General features: G+C 62.3%; 20 protein-coding genes and 2 pseudogenes. 10 read left to right on the forward strand and 12 right to left on the reverse strand.

All coding sequences use genetic code 11. The features are described from left to right. Positions 1–204 precede the first annotated feature (204 nt). From KVY23_RS04135 to benA, 4 genes are all read right to left on the reverse strand, one after another. The gene (locus tag KVY23_RS04135) at positions 205–2,952 is read right to left on the reverse strand and encodes a LuxR C-terminal-related transcriptional regulator (RefSeq protein WP_230555412.1); all 2,748 of its coding nucleotides are present in this window, start codon (positions 2,950–2,952) and stop codon (positions 205–207) included. Between the two features lie 71 nt (positions 2,953–3,023). Further along, positions 3,024–5,723 carry a benzoate 1,2-dioxygenase electron transfer component BenC gene (gene benC / locus KVY23_RS04140; protein ID WP_230555413.1) on the reverse strand — a complete coding sequence of 900 codons (2,700 nt, stop codon included), beginning with the start codon at positions 5,721–5,723 and terminating at the stop codon, positions 3,024–3,026. A gap of 21 nt (positions 5,724–5,744) precedes the next feature. Next, on the reverse strand, positions 5,745–6,287 hold the full coding sequence (benB, locus tag KVY23_RS04145; RefSeq protein ID WP_230555414.1) for a benzoate 1,2-dioxygenase small subunit: 543 nt from the start codon (positions 6,285–6,287) through the stop codon (positions 5,745–5,747). Further along, a complete protein-coding gene (benA, locus tag KVY23_RS04150) occupies positions 6,284–7,678 on the reverse strand; it encodes a benzoate 1,2-dioxygenase large subunit (RefSeq protein WP_075838239.1) in 1,395 nt (464 codons plus the stop codon). The genes benB and benA overlap by 4 nt, the downstream gene beginning before the upstream one ends. A 101-nt stretch (positions 7,679–7,779) precedes the next feature. On the opposite strand from benA, the pseudogene KVY23_RS25235 reads away from it, so the two are divergent. The 3 genes and pseudogenes from KVY23_RS25235 to KVY23_RS25245 form a co-directional block, all read left to right on the forward strand. Further along, positions 7,780–8,136: pseudogene (locus KVY23_RS25235) on the forward strand (response regulator transcription factor); the annotation flags it as partial. Next, a pseudogene (locus KVY23_RS25240) lies at positions 8,125–8,352 on the forward strand (FAD:protein FMN transferase); the annotation flags it as partial. The pseudogenes KVY23_RS25235 and KVY23_RS25240, both read left to right, overlap by 12 nt. Next, positions 8,313–8,585 carry an FAD:protein FMN transferase gene (locus tag KVY23_RS25245; protein ID WP_366525961.1) on the forward strand — a complete coding sequence of 91 codons (273 nt, stop codon included), beginning with the start codon at positions 8,313–8,315 and terminating at the stop codon, positions 8,583–8,585. The pseudogene KVY23_RS25240 and the gene KVY23_RS25245, both read left to right, overlap by 40 nt. Positions 8,586–8,661: 76 nt before the next feature. Here KVY23_RS25245 and KVY23_RS04165 read toward each other — a convergent pair whose 3' ends face one another. Genes KVY23_RS04165 through KVY23_RS24860 form a run of 3 tightly spaced genes read right to left on the reverse strand, consistent with a single transcriptional unit; the run spans position 8,662 to position 10,132 of the window. Further along, a complete protein-coding gene (locus KVY23_RS04165) occupies positions 8,662–9,633 on the reverse strand; it encodes an NAD(P)H nitroreductase (RefSeq protein WP_230555415.1) in 972 nt (323 codons plus the stop codon). A gap of 55 nt (positions 9,634–9,688) precedes the next feature. Continuing rightward, complete coding sequence (locus KVY23_RS04170) at positions 9,689–9,967, reverse strand: hypothetical protein (protein ID WP_230555416.1); 279 nt, start codon at positions 9,965–9,967, stop codon at positions 9,689–9,691. Between the two features lie 39 nt (positions 9,968–10,006). Continuing rightward, positions 10,007–10,132 (reverse strand): hypothetical protein, encoded by a 126-nt coding sequence (locus KVY23_RS24860; RefSeq protein ID WP_268994708.1) that lies wholly within the window; start codon positions 10,130–10,132, stop codon positions 10,007–10,009. Between the two features lie 294 nt (positions 10,133–10,426). On the opposite strand from KVY23_RS24860, the gene KVY23_RS04175 reads away from it, so the two are divergent. From KVY23_RS04175 to KVY23_RS04185, 3 genes are all read left to right on the forward strand, one after another. Continuing rightward, entirely contained in the window at positions 10,427–10,867 is a 441-nt protein-coding gene (locus KVY23_RS04175; RefSeq protein WP_230555417.1) for a hypothetical protein, read from the forward strand. Positions 10,868–10,894: 27 nt separating this feature from the next. Then, a complete protein-coding gene (locus KVY23_RS04180; protein ID WP_230555418.1) occupies positions 10,895–11,212 on the forward strand; it encodes a hypothetical protein in 318 nt (105 codons plus the stop codon). 626 nt (positions 11,213–11,838) lie between these two features. Next, complete coding sequence (locus KVY23_RS04185) at positions 11,839–13,224, forward strand: NAD(P)/FAD-dependent oxidoreductase (protein ID WP_230555419.1); 1,386 nt, start codon at positions 11,839–11,841, stop codon at positions 13,222–13,224. A 10-nt stretch (positions 13,225–13,234) separates the two neighbouring features. On the opposite strand, the gene KVY23_RS04190 is transcribed toward KVY23_RS04185, so the two are convergent. Then, complete coding sequence (locus KVY23_RS04190) at positions 13,235–13,840, reverse strand: TetR/AcrR family transcriptional regulator (protein WP_230555420.1); 606 nt, start codon at positions 13,838–13,840, stop codon at positions 13,235–13,237. A gap of 177 nt (positions 13,841–14,017) precedes the next feature. On the opposite strand from KVY23_RS04190, the gene KVY23_RS04195 reads away from it, so the two are divergent. From KVY23_RS04195 to KVY23_RS04205, 3 genes are read left to right on the forward strand one after another with little or no spacing between them, the layout of a single operon-like run. Beyond that, positions 14,018–15,304: an amidase gene (locus KVY23_RS04195; protein WP_230555421.1), complete on the forward strand. Its 1,287-nt coding sequence runs from the start codon at positions 14,018–14,020 to the stop codon at positions 15,302–15,304. 27 nt (positions 15,305–15,331) lie between these two features. Continuing rightward, the gene (locus tag KVY23_RS04200; protein WP_230555422.1) at positions 15,332–15,679 is read left to right on the forward strand and encodes a hypothetical protein; all 348 of its coding nucleotides are present in this window, start codon (positions 15,332–15,334) and stop codon (positions 15,677–15,679) included. Between the two features lie 16 nt (positions 15,680–15,695). Next, positions 15,696–16,322 (forward strand): response regulator transcription factor, encoded by a 627-nt coding sequence (locus tag KVY23_RS04205; protein ID WP_230555423.1) that lies wholly within the window; start codon positions 15,696–15,698, stop codon positions 16,320–16,322. 47 nt (positions 16,323–16,369) lie between these two features. Here the strand turns inward: KVY23_RS04205 and KVY23_RS04210 are convergent, their stop codons facing one another. The 4 genes from KVY23_RS04210 to KVY23_RS04225 form a co-directional block, all read right to left on the reverse strand. Then, positions 16,370–17,323, reverse strand: a complete 954-nt coding sequence (locus KVY23_RS04210) for a PDR/VanB family oxidoreductase (RefSeq protein WP_230555424.1) — start codon at positions 17,321–17,323, stop codon at positions 16,370–16,372. Positions 17,324–17,350: 27 nt separating this feature from the next. Continuing rightward, positions 17,351–18,109, reverse strand: a complete 759-nt coding sequence (locus KVY23_RS04215) for an SDR family NAD(P)-dependent oxidoreductase (RefSeq protein WP_230555425.1) — start codon at positions 18,107–18,109, stop codon at positions 17,351–17,353. 80 nt (positions 18,110–18,189) lie between these two features. Then, complete coding sequence (locus KVY23_RS04220; protein WP_230555426.1) at positions 18,190–18,552, reverse strand: hypothetical protein; 363 nt, start codon at positions 18,550–18,552, stop codon at positions 18,190–18,192. Between the two features lie 65 nt (positions 18,553–18,617). Further along, the gene (locus tag KVY23_RS04225) at positions 18,618–19,802 is read right to left on the reverse strand and encodes an acyl-CoA dehydrogenase family protein (RefSeq protein WP_230555427.1); all 1,185 of its coding nucleotides are present in this window, start codon (positions 19,800–19,802) and stop codon (positions 18,618–18,620) included. 137 nt (positions 19,803–19,939) lie between these two features. Between KVY23_RS04225 and KVY23_RS04230 the strand changes: the two genes are divergently transcribed. Beyond that, positions 19,940–21,436, forward strand: coding sequence for a PAS domain S-box protein (locus tag KVY23_RS04230; protein WP_230555428.1), 1,497 nt, complete (start codon positions 19,940–19,942; stop codon positions 21,434–21,436). Positions 21,437–21,569: the final 133 nt, after the last annotated feature.

Consider the following 21,569-nt stretch of genomic DNA (forward strand, 5'->3'; position numbering starts at 1 on the left):
GGCGCAACGGAAGCTGGCGGCGATTCTGAAGCTGGCAAGGGTGAGTTCGAGGATGGCATCGAGGGGTCCTTTTGATTGCATACAGCCCGTTCCGGGTGCGGATCAGCCGGTAGCTGTGACGGGCCTCTCGATCCTGACTGGAATTGACCTGGATCACACTAGATGTTTACCCAACCCTGACCCAGGGTGCGGTCGAACTACACCTCACTCGCGCCCCTTGGCCGCGGCGAGTTCCGCGCGAGAACGGATTCCGAGCTTTGCATACACCCGCGTCAAGTGGAACTGCACTGTCTTGACCGACAGAAACAGCTCGGCAGCGACTTCCCGGTTCGTCATCCCCGTGGCGACCAGGCCTGCGACTGCTTCCTCCTGCGGCGTGAGGGTGTCGCTCGCGCGATCCTTGAGAACTGCATGTACCCCGCCGGCTTTCAATTCGCGGTCACATCGCCGAACGTAGGCCGTAGCACCGATCGACAGATAGCCGTCGCGGGCCGCCGAGATCAGGCTGTCTGCTTCGCGACGCTTGCCTGCCCGTCGTAGCGTCTGACCGTAGGCGAAATTGACGCGAGCACGGTCGTAGACCAATGGAAGCGGTGCGAGCAATGCCAGCGCGTAGTCGAAGGATGCGCGTGCCGACTCGAGGTCACCCAAGGCGCCGTGCAGCCGCCCACGGGCACAGGCAAGCCTTGCGGCACCGGACTTGTGGCCTCGGGCAGCAACTCGCTCCTCGTGTTCAGCCAGAAATTCTCCGGCTTCCTGTAGGCGCCCCTCGACGACGAGTGCATTGGCGTACACATCCGCCCATGGCCAGAACCCCGGCTCGGACACGTCGTTACGTGCCCACGGGTCAGTGAGCGGCGCCAGCGCTCGCAGCACGGCGGAGTAGTCGGCGCGCGCCTCCGCTACCGCTGCATGCGCCAAGGCTGCAGGAACACGCATGATCTCGTAGTCCCTCGCCCCTGCGTCGCCGCGGCGCGCACTGTTCACCGCCAACTCCCAATCGCCGCGCAACGCGTGGATCTGTGTGGCGGTCCACTGCAGAAGTGGCACGATCAGTGCCGCACCGGACCTGTCCACCAACTCTGCTCCGTCACCGACGGTTCGCAGAGCCGCATCCCAATCCCCCGTTGCGAAATAGGTGCGGGCGAGCCACGCGAGGGCCCACAGCGAGATCCGGGTGGAACCACCGAGAAAGTCCGTCCGGGACGCCGACTCCAGTTCTGCACGAGCCAATTCCACGTGGTCCGTGGCGAGATGCAGCCATCCCGCGCCCATTTGAACGCGCTGTCCCACTGCTCCCGTGCCGGCGTGCCCCCAGAGATCGCGGTAGCTCTCGAGCGCCTCGGCAACTCGGCCGGTACCGCCGAGCCCGAGCCCCCGAATCGCCTGAGCCTCGACCGCCGTCGCGTGGTCTGCACCGACCAACTCGACTGCCCGGTCGGCCCACTCGACCAAGGCCGCGCCATCGCATCGAGCGAGATTGTGTAGCACCTGACGGTGACAGATCACCGCTGCGATCTCGGGCTCATGCTCAATTCGCACCAGCTGCCACGCACGGGCAAGTCGAGCGTCGGCCTCGTGGGGTCTCCCACGAAGGATCGCCAGGTATCCGAGGACGGAATTTCGCATCGGAGTCTCGCGAAGGCTCTCGATCTCGGCGATATGTCCTGCTGCCGTCCGTACATCGCCCGCGCCGATGAGTGCGTCGACTGCGCGGATGATCATGTCGTCGCGACAAGTCGGCTCCACTGCCGTTCGGCTGGACAGCTCGAACAGCTGTGCCGCTGTTGCCCATTGGCCACGGGCCGAGCGCTCACCGGCGAGATCGGCGAGTTGTTCGCTCATCTCGGCGCCGGGGAGTGGGTCTGCGGCGGCGACGTGGGTGAGGACATCGGCGCGGTCCGTCAGGACGAGCGCTGCCTCTCTGTGCAACTGAGCACGCAGCGAACGACTCATCGTTGCGAGAATCGCGGCCCGAACCATGGGATCCGGTGCATCGAGAACGACCGCGGACGAATTGTGCTGTACCGTCACCAGGTCGCGCCGCTCCGCGGCGTCGATCGCCGTCCAGGGATCTTCGATGTTCGCGATCGAGCACACGATCGGCAGCGGTTGAGCGGAGCCGAGAACCGCGATCGTCTGTACCAGTCGGCGAGCGAGGGTGTCGCACTCGGCGAGTCCGGCGCGGACGGTCTCGTCTACGAAACCTGGCGGCGGCAATTGCGGTCGAACGCCACGCCATACCTCACGCGGCAATTCGTCCAACAGCGCAGAGACATGCTTCGGTAGTCCACCGGTATGGCGGGCAAGCTCACCTACCGACGACGCCGAGAGCGCTATTCCGCGCAGCTCTGCCAACTCCGCGATCGATGCAATCGACAACGGCGCCATACTCACCCGGTGATCCGCGGCGACATCGAGAACCTGGTGTGCCTCCGCATCGCCGGCAGGTCGCTGTCGGCGTGCACAGATGACCGCCAAGCGCGCTCCCCTGTTGTGCCGCACGGCCGTTGCGAGTGCTCGCAGCGAGCCAGGATCGACATCCTGGGCGTCGTCGACCAACACCACCGTCGACTGTGATCTGTCTTCCGAAGGCTCGAGCAGGGAGGAAACGATCCGCGAGGCCGTCGCGGCTTGGGCACCGGAGAGGGCTCGCACCTCACCGTCAAAGACCAGTTGTCCGAGAATCCCGAGAGGAATGGAGGACTCCCACGGGACACCGCGCACCTGCAGCACCCGAGGCGACCCTGTTGCCCCGGAAACCCCTGTTGCCTCCGAAACCCCGGCTGCCTTCAGACGTTCTGCCAGTGCGTCCAGCAATGCGGTTCGGCCGACGCCCTCGGGTCCGTCGACAACCACGAACACCGAACCGTGCTCCGACATGCCGGAGACCGCAGCGACCAGCCGGTTCAGCTGCCCGCCGCGCCCAACCAGCAACGCCCGCTCGCTCACCCCCTCACGGTAGTCACCGCGCTGAAGCCAGTCTTGCGATCGGAAGAACGCGGGCACGGCGGTGGGCCTGCTCAGCCGAGGTCTCCGCCAGCAACCGGCAGGATGGTTCCGGTGATATACGACGCCTCGTCCGAAGCCAGGAAACAGATGGCCGCCGCCTGTTCGTCGAGTGTGCCGTATCGGCCCAGCAGCGAGGAATCGACCGTCTGATCGACGATGGCTTGGTACCAACCCTGTTCCTCGTCGGTGGACGGCGCCGGTCCCCGGGCAACCCGCCGCGGTGGAGCTTCGGTCCCGCCCGGTGCTGTGGCGACCACACGCACTCCGTGCGGTGCAGCCTCCAATGCGAGTGCAGTAGTGATGGCGTTGACGCCACCTTTGGCGGCGGCGTACGGCACGCGGTGCACACCGCGAGTCGCGACGGAGGAGACGTTGACGATGGTGCCTCGACCACGCTCGATCATGTGACCGATCACCGCTCGACACGACCACAGAGTTGGGAACAGAGACCTCGAAATTTCCTTCTGGATCTGATCCGGCGGGTACTCCGCAAACGGTTTCGCCCAGATGGTGCCTCCCACGACGTGAATCGCGACGTCGACTCGCCCGCGCGCCGCCAGGGCGGACTCGACGGCAGCGCCAGCACCTTCCCACGTCTCCAGGTCGGCGAGCACGCTGGTTACCGGGGCACCGTCTCGACCCAATTCCTCGGCCAAGGATTCTACGAGTTCGGACCTGTCGGCCAGAATCAGCGCGCCTCCTTCCGCCGCGATTCGTCGAGCGACAGTTTCGCCGATACCCTGCGCCGCGCCGGTTATGAGAACCGATTTTCCGGTGAATCGACCGGGAGAGACGAACTTGGGACGCTTCGCCGTCGCCGTCTCATGCATCGCCCGTTTCATCGTGACCTTGGACCGTTCCGCGTGCTCGGCGATCAGCACCCGCGCTTGTTTGCGGTCGCCGGCCTCGAAGGCGTCGACGATGTCGAGGTGGTCCTGGGCACAGAGCGGGTCGCACCACGTCGCATTCCGCAACGCTTCTTCCATCGCCGCCTTCACGCCGAGCGCTTGATACGCCCGCAGTAGATGTTCGTTGCCGGTCTGGGTGAAAAGGTAGTCGTGAAAAGCCGCGTTGGTCTCGGTGTACGCCGCCGCGTCGAGGAAGCGATCGCCCTCGACGTAGCGCGTCGTGGTCTCGGCCAGAAGCCGATACCCAGCGATCTGCGGCGAGGTCAGCCTGCCGATCACCAGTTCCAGGGCGCCCAGTTCGAGGGCTCTGCGGGCTTCGAACACGGCGTCGGATTCGTGCACCGACGGGTGCTCCTCGCCGATCTCGTATCCGTCCGGGCCCTGCACGTCGGCTGGCGTGACCGCATCCGGCGTCGGACTGCGATCCACCAGGGGTTCGATCTCTCGATCGGCCCAAATCCTCTGCCCCGCTACGGAACGCGCATCGGGATTCTCGAACGATGCACCGTACTGGTCGAGAGGAATGGGCTCTGCCTGCGAACCGGGTCCGGCGACACGTTGACCGGCGATTGCGCGCATGGTCTGCAGTTCTTCGCTGCGCGTGACCGGATTTCCAACCGTCCCCAGTGCCGCGTGATCACGTCGATCGAAGATGACGCGGCCGAGGAAAGTTCGCGATGCAGAACCGACGGGTTCGAGTGTCCTGCGCTGTTCATCCTCGATCGGCTGATCGGTTTCCACGTCCGGCTCGGTGGTTGCCACGCCCGGTTGGGCGGCTGTCTTCGACTGCGTTGTCGGAGGCGAAGAGGGCGCGAACTTCTCGTAGTAGAAGCCTGTCGGTTCGACGCCTTCGTCGACGAAGTAGCTGCGGACGGCTTCGACCATCGGCGGTGGCCCGCAGAGATAGACAGCCACGTCGCCGTCGTTCAGATGCTTCGGTTCGATGAGACTGGTGACGTACCCCTTGTTGGGCGCGGAGGAGTCCGGATCGCTGACGACGTAGTCCCATGTGAACGAGTCGAGCGTCTCGGCCAGTCCGGCCAGGGCCTGTAGTTCGACCACATCCTCGTCCGTGCTCGCGCCGTAGACGAGATGCACGGGCCGCGTGCTGGATTCGTTGTTCAGCTTGCGCAGGATCGACAGGATCGGGGCCAATCCAGTACCGCCCGCGAGCAACAATGCCGGCCGCTCGGCCTCCCGGAGAAAGAAGCTCCCGTGCGGGCCGGTGAAGGTGATCTCCTCGCCCACGCAGGCGTGCTCGGAGAGGTAGCTCGACATCAGCCCACCGGGGGTCAATTTGACGAGAAACTCGAACTGGTCGGAGTCGGGTGCCGTGCTGAACGAATACGACCGAGTGTCCCCACTGCCGGGCACGGAGATATTGACGTACTGGCCTGGCAGGAACGTCAATCCGCCTACGGGCGCCTGTACCGCGAGACGGACCGTGGTGGATGACAGTTTTTCGATGGCCGTCACCGTCGTCGTGTGTGATGCTGCCTTCGTCTTCGCGACAGCCGACGTGCTCGCAATCTGCAGGACGAGATCCGATTTCGGGCTCATGCTGCACGGAAGGCAATACCCCTGGTCTGCTTCGAGTTCCGTCAGGGCATCGTCGATGTAGTTGCCACCGTCGTACTCACCCGATTCGCACACTGCTTTGCAGGTTCCGCAGGCGCCGTCACGGCAGTCGAGCGGGATGTTGATGCGTGACCTGTAGGCAGCGTCGGCAACGGTCTGATCGTCGTCGCAGTCGATGAATCGGGTCACACCGTCTTCGAAGGACAGTGCTACGCGATGACTCATGTGAAAAGACTCCCTCTGAAGTCAGAAGTGATAGATGTCGACGACGTGGTGGATGTAATCGTTCTTGAGCACCACTGTCTTTCGCCGAATGAGTGGGGTTTCACCGGAAAAGTCGATTGTGTAGAACGAGGTCCCGTAATAGGGGTCCACGGTCTTGTAGCGGAAGTACATCGTGTGCCAGTTGAAACGAACGTCCACGATGTCACCGCGGCGCTCGATCACCTCGACGTTGTTGATGTTGTGGCTGGTCCGTGGTTCCGGGATGGACGTCGCGCTCGAACGTTCGGTTCGGATGCGGAACACTCGATCCTCGAGCCCACCCTTGTTCTCGTAGTAGATCAACGAGATGTCGGTCTGCGGATCCTCGGTGAGTAGATCGTCGTCGCCCCAACTGGGCATCCAGTACTCGACGTCGTCTGCGTAGCAGGTGAGCCACTTCTCGAATTCGCGATCGTCGAGGTAGCGCGCTTCGCGGTACAGGAACTGTTCGATCGCAGTCTGGTCGATGACCCGCGTAGCTGCGGTGGTCACAGAGGCTTCCCTGCTGGTGGTGGAGGCAGTCATGCTCGGGCCTCCTTCACCTTCGTCGAGCGAGCGGCGTCCGATGTGCGTTGACGCTCGACGGCGTCGAGAAGCGTTCGGCGCCAGTAACCGTGCTGCACAGGAAACAGTCCTTCGTCCTCGTTCCTGACTCCCGCCGAGATGACTCCGTGCATGTCGAGTGCCTCGGCTACCGGGTCGGGTCCGGTGAGCCAGTGCTCGGCACCGCGGCTCATGTCGTTCCACGGCGCGTTGGTCGCTTGGAAGGTCAGCTGGCACGAACGGAACTCTTCGAGGTCGTCCGGCGTAGCCATTCCCGACGCGTTGAAGAAGTCCTCGTACTGCCGAATCCGGTGTGAGCGAGCCTCTTTGCTCTCACCCTTCGGCGCGATGCAGTAGATGGTCACTTCGGTCTGGTTCGGCGCGATCGGGCGGAAATGCCGGATCTGGGTGCTGAATTGATCCATCAGGTAGACGTTCGGGTACAGGCACAGGTTGCGCGAACCCTTGACCATGAACTCACCCTTGGCGTCGCCGAACTGGGCTTTGAGCTTGTCCATCTGATCCCACAGCGGCCGGTCCTCAGGGTTGGCAGCCCAGGTCCACAGGCACAGATGACCGTTGGGGTACGACCAGTATCCGCCGCCGGACTTGCCCCAGCCACCGGCGTCGAGCGCTTTGGTGGTGTTCTTCGATTCACCGTTGTTTCGACGTGAGGTGGTCGCTGCGTAGTTCCAGTGCGTCGCGGTCACGTGGTAGCCGTCGGCGCCGTTCTCCGCTTGCACCTTCCAGTTGCCGTCGAAGGTGTATGTGGACGCACCGCGCAGTACCTCGAGCCCGTCCGGTGACTGATCGACGAGCATGTCGATGACCTTGGTCGAATCACCGAGGTGCTCGGCGAGTGAAGACACATCGTCGTTCAAACTACCGAACAGGAAGCCACGGTAGCTCTCGAAGCGTGGGACCTTGGTCAGGTTGTGCGAACCGTCGACGTCGAATGTATCCGGGTAGCCAGCGCCCTCTGGGTCCTTGACCTTCAGCAGGGTCCCGTCGTTGCGGAACGTCCAGCCGTGGAACGGGCACGTAAGGGTGGTGCGGTTGTCGGTCTTGCGCCGACAGATCATGGCGCCGCGGTGGGCGCACGCGTTGATGAGGCAGTGCAGTCCCCCATCCTTGTCGCGCGTGATCACCACCGGCTGGCGACCCATGTACACGGTGAAGTAGTCACCGTTGTTCGGCAGCTGGCTTTCGTGAGCGAGGTAGATCCAGTTGCCCTCGAAGATGTGCTTCATCTCCAGTTCGAATACTTCTTCGTCCGTGAAGATGCTGCGATTCGCTCGGTACACACCGGCCTCGGCGTCGTCGACGACGGCATTGTCGAGCGTCGCCTGTAGGTGATCCAAGATCTCGGTCATCGAGTTCCTCCATAAGTGTTGTCGCTGACACGACAGTCGCACTTAGTGGTGTCAATCACACCAGGGCTACCCCTAGGCCTGACCTAGGTGTTCTTCGCAGGGAGGTTGTGGAAGACGACATCATGATGCCGGGTCTGAACGGCTACGAAGTACTGCCCCGATTGCGCGAGAGAAAGATCTGGACACTGGAGATGATGTTGACGGCCAAGGACGGAGACTACGACCAGACCGACGCGTTCGATCTGGGCGCTGACGACTACATGACCAAACCGTTCTCGTTCACGGTTCTGCGAGCACGTCTGCGCGCTCTCGTACGCCGAGGCGCACCCGAGCGACCCGCGATTCTGTCCGTCGGTAGCCTCACCGTCGACCCGGCACTGAGGCGGGCAGCTTGCAATGGAACCGAAATTCGGCTTACGGTCAAGGAATTCGCGCTCCTCGAATATTTGACCCGCAATGCCATCGTTGGCCCCAGCGGGGCAGCGGGATGGGACCGCACCGGACTCGTCAAAGGGTGGGCCGTTGGAACAGCCGCTGACAGCCTGCGAGCGCTCGAGCAGGTGACATTGTCGATCAACGCCGGCGGAGACGTGGTGTGCGGACTCGGCAAGCACTCGGCCGAACTCGCCCGTCCGTGGAACATCGGTATCGAGGACCCCGCGGACCGATCACGTATCGCCCAGGTGATCCCGGTAGTCGACGGTGCGCTCGCGACGTCGAGCGCAACTGCGCGGGCGCGCATATCATCGATCCCCGCACCGGACGAGGAGTCGAGCATCCGGGATCCGCCACTGTCACCGGCCCTGACCTCGTGTGGGCCGACGTGTGGGCCACGGCGACGTTCATCGATCCCACTGCGCTCGACGACCGCGCAGGTTGGGCCGGCTATCGGTTGTACGCAATATGAAACGCAATATGAAAACTGCCACGCCCGCTCGCGCAGACTGCCGGCAAGTCGCTCACGGGAGATAGGTCATCCAGGACTATGTTGCAGGTTCTAAGACCTCGCGCAGCGGGCGCCGCGGCGTCATCGCAGGCTCAGGTTCTGCTTGGGGGGTCAGACCGACCCGAATCAACAGCTGGGGATAAGACGTCCGGCCAATCAGGGCGGCGATGACCTCGCGGCCGCCCGGAGATTCGGTGATGTTGGTCAGAGTGCAGGTGGCCATGCCGGCCATGGTGCACTCCAACAGCACGGTCGAGAGCACTTCGCCGCAGCGCACCGCATCGCCGCCGGTGTTGTCATCGGTGGAAAGCACCAGAATCGTGGAGCGGTCCGCTGTGATGCTCGGGCGCCGCTGACTGTCGTCGCCGACCGGGAATGCGCGCGCCACATCGACGTGCTGGCGCTCGGTGGCGGATGCCAGCGAGCTGTAGGGGATGCCTTCGGTTGCCTCGGAAGGTGCAGTCCACCAATCCAGTTCGGCGTGGTAGGACGAGTCGTACTGCCGCAGAGACTCACTGAGTCGGGCGGCATCGGCCAACTTGTGACGGCCATCGTCTGGAACGACGTCCAGGTGGGCGTCACGATCGGAGAATGTGCTCCGAACCATGGGCTCGAACTGTTCCCAGTCCGTCGGTGCAGCGAACGGGAGCCGGTCGGTTCTGCGCCGCTCGATTGCGGCGGCGCGAGCACGGTGACCGTCGGTGACGAAGCCCGAGGGAGTGAAACTGATTGCAGCTACATGGTTCAGATTGTTGGGATTGGGGAACCGGTCGACATTGATTGTCCACCCCGCTGCCTGCATCGCGACACGGAAATGGTCGAGCAGGGCGCCACAACTGATCAGCGCCTCCCGGCCCGAATAGTCCGTTGCGCGAGCCCATCGACTCGGATCGACGAACAGGTTGAGCCCGCCGCTATCAGCGACCCACCGCCAGGGCTGGCTGTTGTGCACAGACGGGGCGCGACACGCCAACTGCACCGCTGCCGTCACGACATCTGCCTCGGGCATATCCGGCCTCCGATTCGTCACTGATATGTTGCCCGCCTCGTCACCAACACACTCTCTAGCTGGGTGTTCCGTCGTCCGGCGCGTACCCGGCCTGTCGGAGCATCCGGCGCAGGTCAACGGTTTGCTGCACGTCGATGTCTTTGCCACGCGGAGCCTCGAAGACTTCTGCGTCGGGTCCTAGGGCAACGGTGAACTTGCCGTTGTGCTCCTCGGTTACGGTGCCGAGAGCCTGGAGGAGGGACAGGACCTGACGCCACTCGATGTTGCCACCGGTCGGGTGCTGGAAAACCCTGTCGATGGTCTGGCGATGGTGACTGCTTACGTGCGCGGGCACTGGTCGGTCCTCTCGTTGACGTCTACCGGATTCTTCATGTCATGCCGACGCCGGGTCGAGGATGCGGTCGGCGAGGAGTTCGACGCGGCCGCTGAGCAACGCCCACAGCAGGGCGTACCCCAGGGCGGGCGGCTGCGGCGTCCGATGCGGGGCTGCGGTGGTCATTATGGTTCCCGGGGGTGCGGTGGTCACTGACGTGTTCGGCCGTGTGCGAGGGCTCTATGACAGGCTGCGGCGCAGCCACTCTCATACCGGACTGGTTGTGCTTTCCAACGGTGTCGACGCTACACCCCAACTGGAGTGCCGCGCCCGGCTCTGTGACATCCGGTGAATGCCGGTGCGACGGGCAACGGGATTCGAACCCGCCGATAGCCCCGATTTCGTCCGCACCGCTCCCCGATCCGGCAGGATGGATGGATATACGGTCTCGAAATATCCACAACCGGACGGTGCGGGTAAATGAAACGTATTCTGTACGTGCTGATCATCGTCACCTTGTGCACGCTCGCGGTCGTCGGGTTCCTCGTGGCGTTGAGCTCCTTCCGAGACACCACACCACGTCCGCTCGCCGACGAGACGTTCATGATCCACGGCCAGCCGACGACGTGCAGCATGCTCTTCGGGCAGGCGTGCGACTACAGTCTCCAGTCCGAGTACAACCGGTGGGGCAACGAACTCGAATCCTTTATCGAGTCGAGCCCGCTGGGCCCCTACGCCACCGAAATCGGGTTCGCGGCCTCGGCCAAGCTCAGCCTGCAAGCATGCGGGCTCGCCCGCACTGCCGGCAAAACAGCCCTGGAATTCGAGACCCTCGCCCGGCGCGAGCACCCCGAGGCAACCAGTCCGCAACTGTTCCCGTTCTGGAACCGGACGCGGCAAGGGCTGTGCCCCCAGACATGAGTCCTCAGGGGCGCCGGACGGGCACCTGTGCGGTTTCGACGAATCGATCACCTCGCGGCACAGTTGAACACGATCGACATCGTCAACGGTGAGCTTGCCGCTGCAACAAGTATGCCAATTCCGTTGATCAGCTGGATGGTGTTCGATGCTGCCATTCGGTTTCAGGCCGGACAACCGGTGGATATCTCGGTGTACAACGACGGGGCAGCACTGCAGTTGATGAACTCGGAGAACGTCGGCACACCCGAACCGACCAAGAACCTACCCGCCGGCTACCGAGACCAGTTCAAGAAACTGTGCCTCGTCGCGGTGATGACGAGAGCTGATCCTGGTCGCTGCTCATAGTTTCCGGCGCGGCTACCTCGGCTGCCGCCGACGGTCTGGGTGAAGACTCGATCTATCAGGCCTGAGTCGCGCGGTCGCGAAGCAACGTCGAAGCAGAGACACGAAAGCTCCACCGTGTCTGTTTTAAAACTACAAGTGTTGACATAAACCGTGATGTGGCGCACAGTTGTTCCTGCCGGTCGGCAGCCATTCGACAGGCCCTACACCCGTCCCGAATGCAATCGGGGCGCAATGGCTGGAATACGACTGTCCCTTTGCCGAGCCGAACCGGATCGGCAACAGACATCCGTCATTTTTAATCAACAACCGTTGACTTACATGTGTGATTGCCCATGCCTCAAAGCCAGAATCCCGACCTCGGACGTCATCTCGGTCCGAGGTCGAGAAGTGCCACTGCCGGCCTCGCGTATGGCCGGTGGCAGCGCACATCCCGTCATGGTGTCGCCCCGGCGTGACCTCCGAGCCGGAACGAGAACGTCGACCCGATCAAGCTGTACCTCGGTGCGATCACGATCGTCAACGGCGGGCTTCGCCTGCTGCGCGGCGAAGTCCTGCCCAGAATTCGCGGCAGGCTCGCCCAACACTGACATCGACATTCGTATTGCGCCCAACAGAAAGTTGTCATCATGAACGAGCAGTTCGATCGACCGTTGTGGAACGAAGAGCAGCAACCTCGTCGCACACGCGTCGTGGTCGTCGGCGCAGGCTTCGCGGGCCTCACCGCGGCCAGAGAACTCGAAAACGCTGGCGCTGAAGTGACGGTGCTCGAGGCACGGGACCGCATCGGAGGCCGCGCCTGGACCGATACCCGTCTGGGCGGACACCAACTGGAGATGGGTGCCACGTGGGTGCACTGGATGCAGCCGTTCGTCTGGACCGAGATCACCCGATACGCGCAACATATCCACCCGAGCCCCGATATCGAGACCGCGTACTGGGTCAGCGAAGGGACAGTGCACACAGGGACCGAACACGATCTCGACGTGGCGCTCGGCACGCTTCAAGAGAAGATCTTCGAGGGGTCACGAGAGTTCTTCCCCTACCCGCATGATCCATTGTCGATCCTGAACGATCCGAGTACGAGTGCGGCACTACGCGAACGTTTTCTCGCCGCCGACACCGGCAGCGTTCTCGACTGCCTACGCGACGGGACGTACACGCAGGAACAGATCGACTTGGCAGACTCGTACTGGTCGGCGGGATATCAAGGTTCCACGGCAACCGCGTCGCCGTTGATGGCGAAGCACTGGGCCTCGTTGAGTGACCACCGCAGTGCGCTCATGGACGAGCAGACGCTGCGGTACAAGCTGACAGCCGGCATGCGAGGACTGTACGAAGCCCTCGCCTCGGATGTCAGTGGGAGAATCCTCCTCGAAACCCCGGTAGTGCATGTCGCCCACGACGCACAGTCTGCGACGGTGACCTGTGCGGACGGCAGGATCGTCCTGGCCGACGCGGTCGTCGTCACCATTCCCATCGGGGCTCTGGGCAATGTGACGTTCGAACCGGAATTGGCACCCGAACAGCAGACCTTGATTGCCGACGGATCCAACTCGACGGGCTTCAAGATTTGGATCAAGGTGGCCGGCCACCAATCGGTGATCGCGGGAGCGCCGGGCAAACACCCCATTTCGCTGCTCCGCAGCGAAAAGTTCCTCGACGATGAAAACGCGACCATCCTGGTCGGTTTCGGGTCCGACCACACTGCAATCGACTTCGACGACATCGCATCTGCACAGAAGGCGGTCGACGTATGGGCAGCGGGACTCGAGGTGCTCGGGTGCGGCGGACATGATTGGGTTGCCGACGAATGGTCCGGACAGACATGGGCGACATTGAGATCAGGTCAGTTCTTTCACGGGTGGACGGCATTCCACGACACACGAACGCGCCTGCGTTTCGCCGGAGCCGACTTCGCCAAGGGATGGAACGGAGTAGTGGTCGACGGTGCGATCGAATCCGGAATTCGAACTGCACGGGTTCTGCTGCGTGATCTTTCGTCCGAAGTCTGATGCCGGGCGATCAAGATTCCGTGTGGGACCTCACGCGGCAGCCATCGACGATCGCATCGATCAAGGCCAACTGATTCTTCTTCGAGGTTCTCGGGCGGTCCAGAACAGCGGTCACCTGGAGGCCGATCATCGTTGTCATGATCAGATCAGCGTATTTGTCGGCATCGACATACCGCAGCACGTCGTCCTCCGCCGCTTCGCGCAGATGCTGGGCAATTCGTCCACGCCACTGTGCGACCGCGGTGTTGTTCGACAACTCCATGGTGCTGTCGGTGATGGCGCGCTGCCACAACGAGATTGCGATCCGCGCTTCGAGCCGAGCTTCTTCGGTCAGCGGCATGATCTCACTACACATCTTGTACAGCGCACTCAAACCCCGTTGCTTCGCGACCGCTCGCTCTATCCGCCCGTTGGTCTCCTCCAGAACGACTTCGAATGCCAAGCGAAGTATTTCGTCCTTGCCGGAGAAGTATCGGCTCAATGCGCCATTGGTGTAGCCGGCCTCGGCGGCCAGATCGCGCATGTTGACACCGTCGATCCCGCGTGCGGCAATCAAACGCCACGCCGCCCTCACGATGGAACGGCGTCGCTCGTCGTGATCGACCACTTTCGGCATCTCGTTTTCCGTCTCTGTCGTCGCAGTCGCGCAGGGCCACCGTAGCAACCGGTCGAGCGCCCAGCGTGCCCGCCTTTCGGGCGGAAGCGACTATCCCAACAGCTGCGGCAAGGTTCCTTTACTGTCGCCTCCGATCGCGGCAGCGCATACTGACAGTCCGGGAGCTAAGGAGGAATGGTGAGTTCGGTGTACTGGCATCACCCCATCCAGGAGCAGGTGTCCGCTGTCGGGAACGGTACGGTCTCCGCGGTCGAACTCGCGCTGCAAACCCGCGAAGCAATCGTGCGACAAGAACCGAATCTGCACGCCTGGGTCGAGCTGACCGACAATGTCGCGGAACAGGCAGACACGCGTACGGCTGGAACTCATGTCGGACCGCTGAAGGGTATTTCGATCGGAGTCAAAGACCTCATCGATGTCGAAGGCTTGCCCACCCGCGCCGGCTCGACGGTCACCTCCGAGGATCCGGTAGCGAACGATGCGCCGTGCGTCGCTCGTTTTCGCGAGCTGGGGGCAGTTGTACAGGGCAAGACCGTCACGACCGAATTCGGCTACTTCGCTCCGGGACCCACCCGCAACCCGCATTCGCCCGAGCACACTCCCGGCGGGTCGTCCAGTGGCTCCGCAGCAGCGGTCGGTGCCGGGGTCGTGCCCATCGCTCTGGGAAGTCAGACTGCTGGGTCGTTGACCCGACCTGCCTCGTACTGCGGCGCCGCCGGTCTCGTTCTCTCACAGGGCACCACAGACCTCAGCGGAATCACCGGTCTCAGCGAATCGCTCGACTCCCTGGGGATCCTCGCTCGATCGAGTGAGGATCTGCGCTACGCCTACTCCGCCTTCGTCGGGCCACAACAGAGCACAGCGACGACAACGGTAGGCAGTGCGCTGATCTGGGACGGCAGCGACATGGACGACGTCGAGCCCTCGATGCGGCGACTACTCGCGGACCTGCCTGCGTTGCTCGACACTGTCGGGATCGCAACCGCTACCTTCGAATGGGACGATCATGTGCGAACTCTCGCGAACGACCACATCACCGTCATGTCATACGAGGCTGCCGCGACCCTGCGGGAGGTGTTCGACAAAGACGGGGACCACTTGAGTGCGCCGCTGCGTTCGCTCGTCGAGAGCGGACGAAGGATCGACGCGGGCGAACGCGACGCAGCTCTCGTCCGCCGCGACCGGTCCAGGGCTCTGCTGAGCGAAATGCTCGGCTCAGACACCGTCGTCATCGGTCCGGCCGCGCTCGGGGCGGCGCCACACGGACTCGGCGCCACCGGATCTCCGATTCTCAGCCGACCGTGGCAGCTGTTGGGCTCGCCAGTAGTGGTCGTCCCTGGTGCTCGCACAACCTCAGGTCTTCCGCTCGGACTGCAACTGATCGGGTACCCCGGCAGCGAAATGCAGTTGCTGGACCTGGCGACTCGGTTGGAACCCGCCATGCGCACCGCATCGGAATCTTGAAGCTCTCGCGAAAGGACCCTCCTCACGATGCCAACATCGCTGACCGACCCCGAGCACCGCATGTTTCTGATGTGCTACGAAGACACGTTCGACTATCGGTGGCACCATGTCGACCTCTTCGTCCACGACGAGCACGGGCGCGAATTGAACTGGGTCCACTGGACAGTCGAAGCAGATGGGCCGGAGGCCGCCGATCGATCCGTTCGGCGTGAGGAACCCACGCTCGAGCGCACCTCGGAGTGGGAGCACCGCGTCAGCTCGTTCGGTATGAACTATTGGCTGGCGGACGCATCGTGGCCCGACGCGGCACCGCAAGAACACCAGAACGCCCCAGCATTCCCGATGCAGCACGAGGCGAATCGCGGACGACAATGACGGAGTGTCCACACCCATGAGCGATGTCCAACCGGCGAGAGTTTACATCGTCGACGACGATCCCGAGCTGTGCGACTCGGTCGATTGGCTGCTCGGCAGCATCGGAATCAAACCGACGATCTGTCACAGCGCCGACCAATTCTTGTCGGCGTACTCCGGATCGCATCCGGCATGCATCGTTCTCGATGTGAGAATGCCACACATGAGTGGCCCGCGGTTGCAGGAGAAGCTGCAGCAGTTGGCTCCGCACGTGGCCATCATTTTCGTGTCTGCACACGGGGATATCAGAATGTCGGTGTCGACTATCCAAGCCGGCGCGATGGATTTTCTCGAGAAGCCATACGATTCACAACGGCTGCTCGACGCGGTTCAGGCAGGTGTGGACGCAGCCGCCGAGCGCTTTCACACCTACGAACTCAGACAATCGATCGTGCGCAAGGTCGCGTTGCTGACGCCGAGGGAAAGAGAAATACTCGCCCTCGTCGTCGAAGGCCTGCCGAGCCAGAATATCGCACGGATGCTCTCTATGTCGGTCAAGACGGTGGACGTCCATCGAGCGCGCATCAAGAGCAAGACGGACGCGGACAGCGTAAGCACCTTGGTACGAGACATCTTGCGCTTCGCTGTTGATATTGCGCGGTAACTTTCCTACCGCGGACTATCGACAGCGACGCCGGCAAGTACATGTCTTCAGTAATAATCAAGCACCATACGGGCGTCCGTGGTGCGTGAAACGCATACCGCGATGACCTCCCCGGATTCCTTCTCCGACTTGCTCAGTACATTGTCTCGGTGGTCGGGTCTTCCCTTCAGAACCTGCATGATGCAGGTGCCGCAGATACCTTCTTGGCACGAAGTGTCAATGTCACAACCGTTTTCGTCCAGCACCTCGACGATGCTCCGGTCGGCGGGCACATGATAGACCTCGCCGTCCAGTTCCACATCGAACGCGACCTCGGGTCCGTCGGCTTCCCCTCGTTCGACGGCGTGGAAATTCTCGAAGTGGACGTTGTCCAGCGGCACGTAGTTCTCTGCGAGGGCGAGCACCTTGTCCATGAATCCCGCTGGGCCACACGTATACACATGAGTGTCGTTGCGCGCTGTGCTCAGGGCAGCATCGAGCACCGACTCCTGGAGATCGCGTCGGATACCGAGATAGGCATGTAGCTTCTCCGGACACTTCTCTTGCAACATCGGGAGGAATGGCGCCTCTTCCACACTCCGAGCGAAGTAGTGAAGCTCGAAACCGATGTCGTGAACATCCATGTACCTCGCCATACTGAGCATCGGCGTGATTCCGATTCCCGCGGCGATCAGTACATGGTGACGCGCATTCTCGGCGATGTGGAGAAGATTGCGCGGCTCGCTGATTTGCAAACGGTCGCCTGGTCGAAGCTCGTGCAGCGCAACCGATCCGCCACGTGAGTTTTCCTCGCGCTTGACTGCCACCGCGAACGTTTCCTCGGAATCCGGTGTACTACACAGTGAATACTGACGAGTGATTGCGGTGGGTCCGACGACGTCGATGTGCGCACCCGGTGTGTACTTGCCTATGGGCGTGCCGTCTGCCCTGGCCAGGTACAGAGTCTTGACCGAGCACGTCTCGCTGACGATGTCGGAGACGATCACGTCGATGAGTGCCATGAGATTCTCCTGATGCGAGGGGGATGATCAGCGAACGTACAAACCGCCGTTGACGTCCCAGCAAGCGCCGGTGACGAAGTAGGCGTTCTCGGCGGTCAGCAGGCCGACCATGTCTGCGATGAACGACGCGCTACCCAACCTGCCTACCGGAATACCAGCTACCACAGCGTCGAGCTTGTCAGGTGGGATCGTAGCTTTGACGATCGGTAGGTCGTGCGGTCCAGGGGCGATTGCGTTGACAGTGACACCGTCCGCGGCGAGCTGGCGTGCAAAGATCTTGGTGGCCGTGAGTATTGCACCCTTGGAGGCGGCATAGTGCGCCCCGGTTCCGGTGCCGCCGTTCTGTCCGGCCAGGGACGCCATATTGACTATTCGGCCGTACTTCTCGCGAGCCATAGCCGCTCCGAACACTTGACAGCCGAAGAAAATGCTGTTGACGTTCGTGGACAGCACTGCGGTGAACTCGTCTTCACCCAAGGTCATCAGATCGGCGGTCTTGGTGATCGCGGCGTTGTTCACGACGATCGTAGGGGTTCCCCAGAGCTCTTCGACATGTTCGAGGGCGGTGACGAAGTTCGCCCGGTGGGCGACATCGAGCTCGGTGGCTCGTGCCGTGGAACCGTCGGAGGAGAGCACGCGTGCGACGACCTCGGCGGCCTCTACGTCGATGTCTGTCAATAGAACTCGGTGCCCGTCGGCATGCAGGCGGCGAGCGATGTGCGCTCCCATCCCGCCGGCCGCACCGGTGACCACTGCGATACCTTGATGATTCGAAGCGTGTGTCATCGTGTCCAACCCTCTTGCTAGTACGAGGAATACTCCTGCGCTTCCTCGTTGTCCTGCGATGTCCGATGTGCTCGGCGCAATCAGACCTCGACGTCGTCCCTGATGGTCAGCTCGCGCCCCATTCGGGCCTCGACCTTGAAGTACTTCCACAGCGCGTGTTCGCCGACCATGATCGTTCGTAGGAGGTTGCACGCCGCCCTCACAGTGGGCTGGTCACGTACGTCGGCGAGTACGTAGAACGTCCAGGGCCACCCGTCGGACGGCCCGACCATGTGGGCGTCGTCGTCGAAGGTCCCGAGGATGTCCACGCCGTCCATGTTCTTGAGGGTCGAGAGCATCGACGACGTCGCGACCCAGATCGGCCCGATGTCCGACTTGGGCAGGTCGAAGAAGTTCTGGTTGTTTCCGAAGCAGAACAGTGTGCGCAGTGGCTCGTCGGCCATGATGAAACTCCTTGACGATGATGTCGATGAAACGGTCCAGGCCTGCGGTCGGGTCGAGAGCAGGATCAGGGAAAACTGGCAATGCCGGCTTCGAGCCCCAACAGCACGGCGCCCGCCGCCTCGTAGGTGTTCGTCTGCAACATCGCGTGCTGCGCCGGAACCATGGCGTCCTGCAGATACCGCTGCAGTGGGTGCGTTTCGTAGATCGCACCGGTGCCTGCCAGGTCGAATGCCTGCAAAACTACGTTCCGGCCGACATGCGCGGCATGGGTCGCGGCCAGACGCAACATCGCGACCTTCTCATCCGCGATGGTTGTGCCCTCCACTGCCATGGCCCAAACCTCGTCGGTGGCCTGGTAGAAGAAAGCCCGTCCGGAACGCAGTTCTGCCTCCGCCAGTGCGAGTCCGGACTTGTACGCCGGACGGTTGCCCTTGCTCGTGCCACCGGTGATCGACGTGCGGGAGGAACCCACCTCTCGCACATAGTCCAACGCGCCGCGCGCGGCGCCGAGCGTCACCACGGCCAGGACCTGCGCGGCATAGGCAAGTGCCGGGTAGCGCGTCAGTGGCTCGTCCACAAGTGGAGTGCCTCCTCGCACGAACGTCATCTCTTCGGGGACGAACAGCCGATCGACACGGATCGCGTGCGAACCGGTAGCTTTCATGCCCGCGACACCCCAGTTGTCGACGATTTCGACGTCGGCCGGGTCGAGCACAGCTGTCAACGGACGTCCACCGCTTTCCGGCCCGCCCTTCAGACCGATTCCCAGCAGGTCGGCGCCCCGACAACCGCTGGCGAACTGCCACACGCCGGAGCAGATGTAACCACCCTCGACCTTTTCTGCCTCCTGCATCGGGAACAGACCTCCTGCGTAGGCCACATCGGGACCATCGGCGAAGATCTTCTCCTGAGTGGCAAGCGGCAGTGCGGCAAAGTAGTTCAACGACGACCCGAAGCTGGAGACCCATCCGGTAGCCGGATCGACCGCAGAAATGCGCTCGACCATGGACATGAACTCCGATGGAGGCAACGGCTCACCGCCGAACGCGGCGGGGGTCGAAGCGCGATACATTCCCGCCTTCTTCAGCAGGGCAATGAAGTCCTTGGGAACGTACCGTTGCGTGTTGAACTCGACCCTCCGGTCTTCGAGCACATCGAGTGCGTGATGGAAAGCCGCGGTACGCGCCGGCCCTGCCGGCTCTGCAACCATCCGACCAGTCGAGCTCTCGGTGATCATCCCTGTCTCCATTCAGGTTGAAAATTCCCTGTGGAGCTATGCTATTGAGGCGTCCTTTTCGCGGGTATCGGGAGAATCCGCGTGGCGACTAAATAAACCCTTAGACGGCAACGCCTGGAGTACGAGCGGTCGAGAGTGAGGTGACGCGGATGTTCCCTACCCGCCGCGACTTCGAGCAGATGTGCTTGCACTCGGGGATGGGAATCCTCATCCACGAGGCGAGTTCGAAGAACATTCTGTGGGCAAATCCGTCCGCATGTCGGATGTTCGGCTTCACGCTCGAGGAGTTGAAACCCCTCAAAGCGCACCACATGAGCGCGCAGGAACGGCAGTATCGTCGCGAACTCGGCGTGGCATGGCTGCAAGCAGCGGTGATCTACGGTTCCAGTCGCAAGCAATGGAAGTATCGAACCAAGGACGGCACGGACTTCCTGACCGACTGTCGAGCCACACTCGTCGAATTCGAAGACTGCTTGGCCGTCATGGTCGAATTCCGAAACATTGCCGAAGAGATAGAACTCCAAGAAGAACTTTCCTGGGTGTCGGATTCCCTGCAACGCATCATGACTCATACAGCTGCAGGAATCGTCGTACTCGACGAAGACAATTGTATCGAGGACATTTCACCGCTGGCCGCCGGACTGTTCGGGCGCACTCCCTCCGAGCTTGCCGGTGTTCATCTCGAGGATCTCGGACGGTGTGACCCCAGGCTCTCGCACGAACAGGTAGTCGAGCGTCTGGCGACCAGTTCGGTGACGATCCAGCAAGAAATCGTCAAAGACGACGGCACGACGGCATGGTTGGCCGGTGAACTGGAAATAGTCGCCCACGACGGAATGCGTTCACGCGTGCTCACAATTCGCGACGTCACCGACCGAGTCGAGTGGGAGCGTCGTCACGCATACCAGGAAGCCAACCTGCAATATCTGAGCCGCTACAACGCGATGGGCGACATGGCGATGATCCTGGCCCACGAGCTGGGACAGCCGCTGGCTGCCTCGACCAACTACCTCAGCGGGTTGAAAGCTCGCATCGATGCGGACACCGTCGACACGCGAAGCCTCACGTACGGCATCGACCAGATCGAGAAGCAACTGCACCGGGCAGCCGAGATCGTCACATCCGTCAAGCGTTACGTCCAGCGTATCGAGAGCACCGCGGTAGTGATGGACCTCAACGAAACCGTGCAGGAGAGTCTGTACTTCGTGCGGCTGAGGGCAGCCGAACGAGGGGTACGCGTCTACGCTCGGATTCCCGAAAGGAACTTCTTCATTCACGGGGAAAGCGTCCTCATCGGGCAGGTGATCATCAACCTGTGCGTCAACGCTCTGCAGGAGATCGTCGAACCTACCACCGAGGTCAAGGAACTGTCCGTCGAAACCGACGAGCTGGACGGAAATGCCTATGTCTTCATCCGGGATCAGGGTCAGGGCATGGTGGGGCCCGTCACCGACCGGCTTGCTGCGGGAGGATTCTCGACCAAGCAGGACGGTGCCGGTATGGGTTTGATCATTTCCGAACACATAGTCGAGCGACACGGCGGATCGATCAGGTATTCACCGAACGAACCGACCGGGACTGTTGTCCAGCTTGTGTTGCCACTTGCGGACCGGTCCGAACAGCCAACGCAGGCGCCGCCCCAGTAAAGGTTCCTGTAGTGCGCGGTTGGCAAAGTCCAGTAGTTCCCTCGGTACGGTCCCGATAGGTTCATTCTCACCGTCAGTAGATTTGGCGAACCGATATCGCCGCTGGCCGGAGCCGCAATCGACGCCGGCGGCC

Source organism: Rhodococcus sp. I2R (genome assembly GCF_020889545.1).
In the GTDB taxonomy this organism is placed as follows: domain Bacteria; phylum Actinomycetota; class Actinomycetes; order Mycobacteriales; family Mycobacteriaceae; genus Rhodococcoides.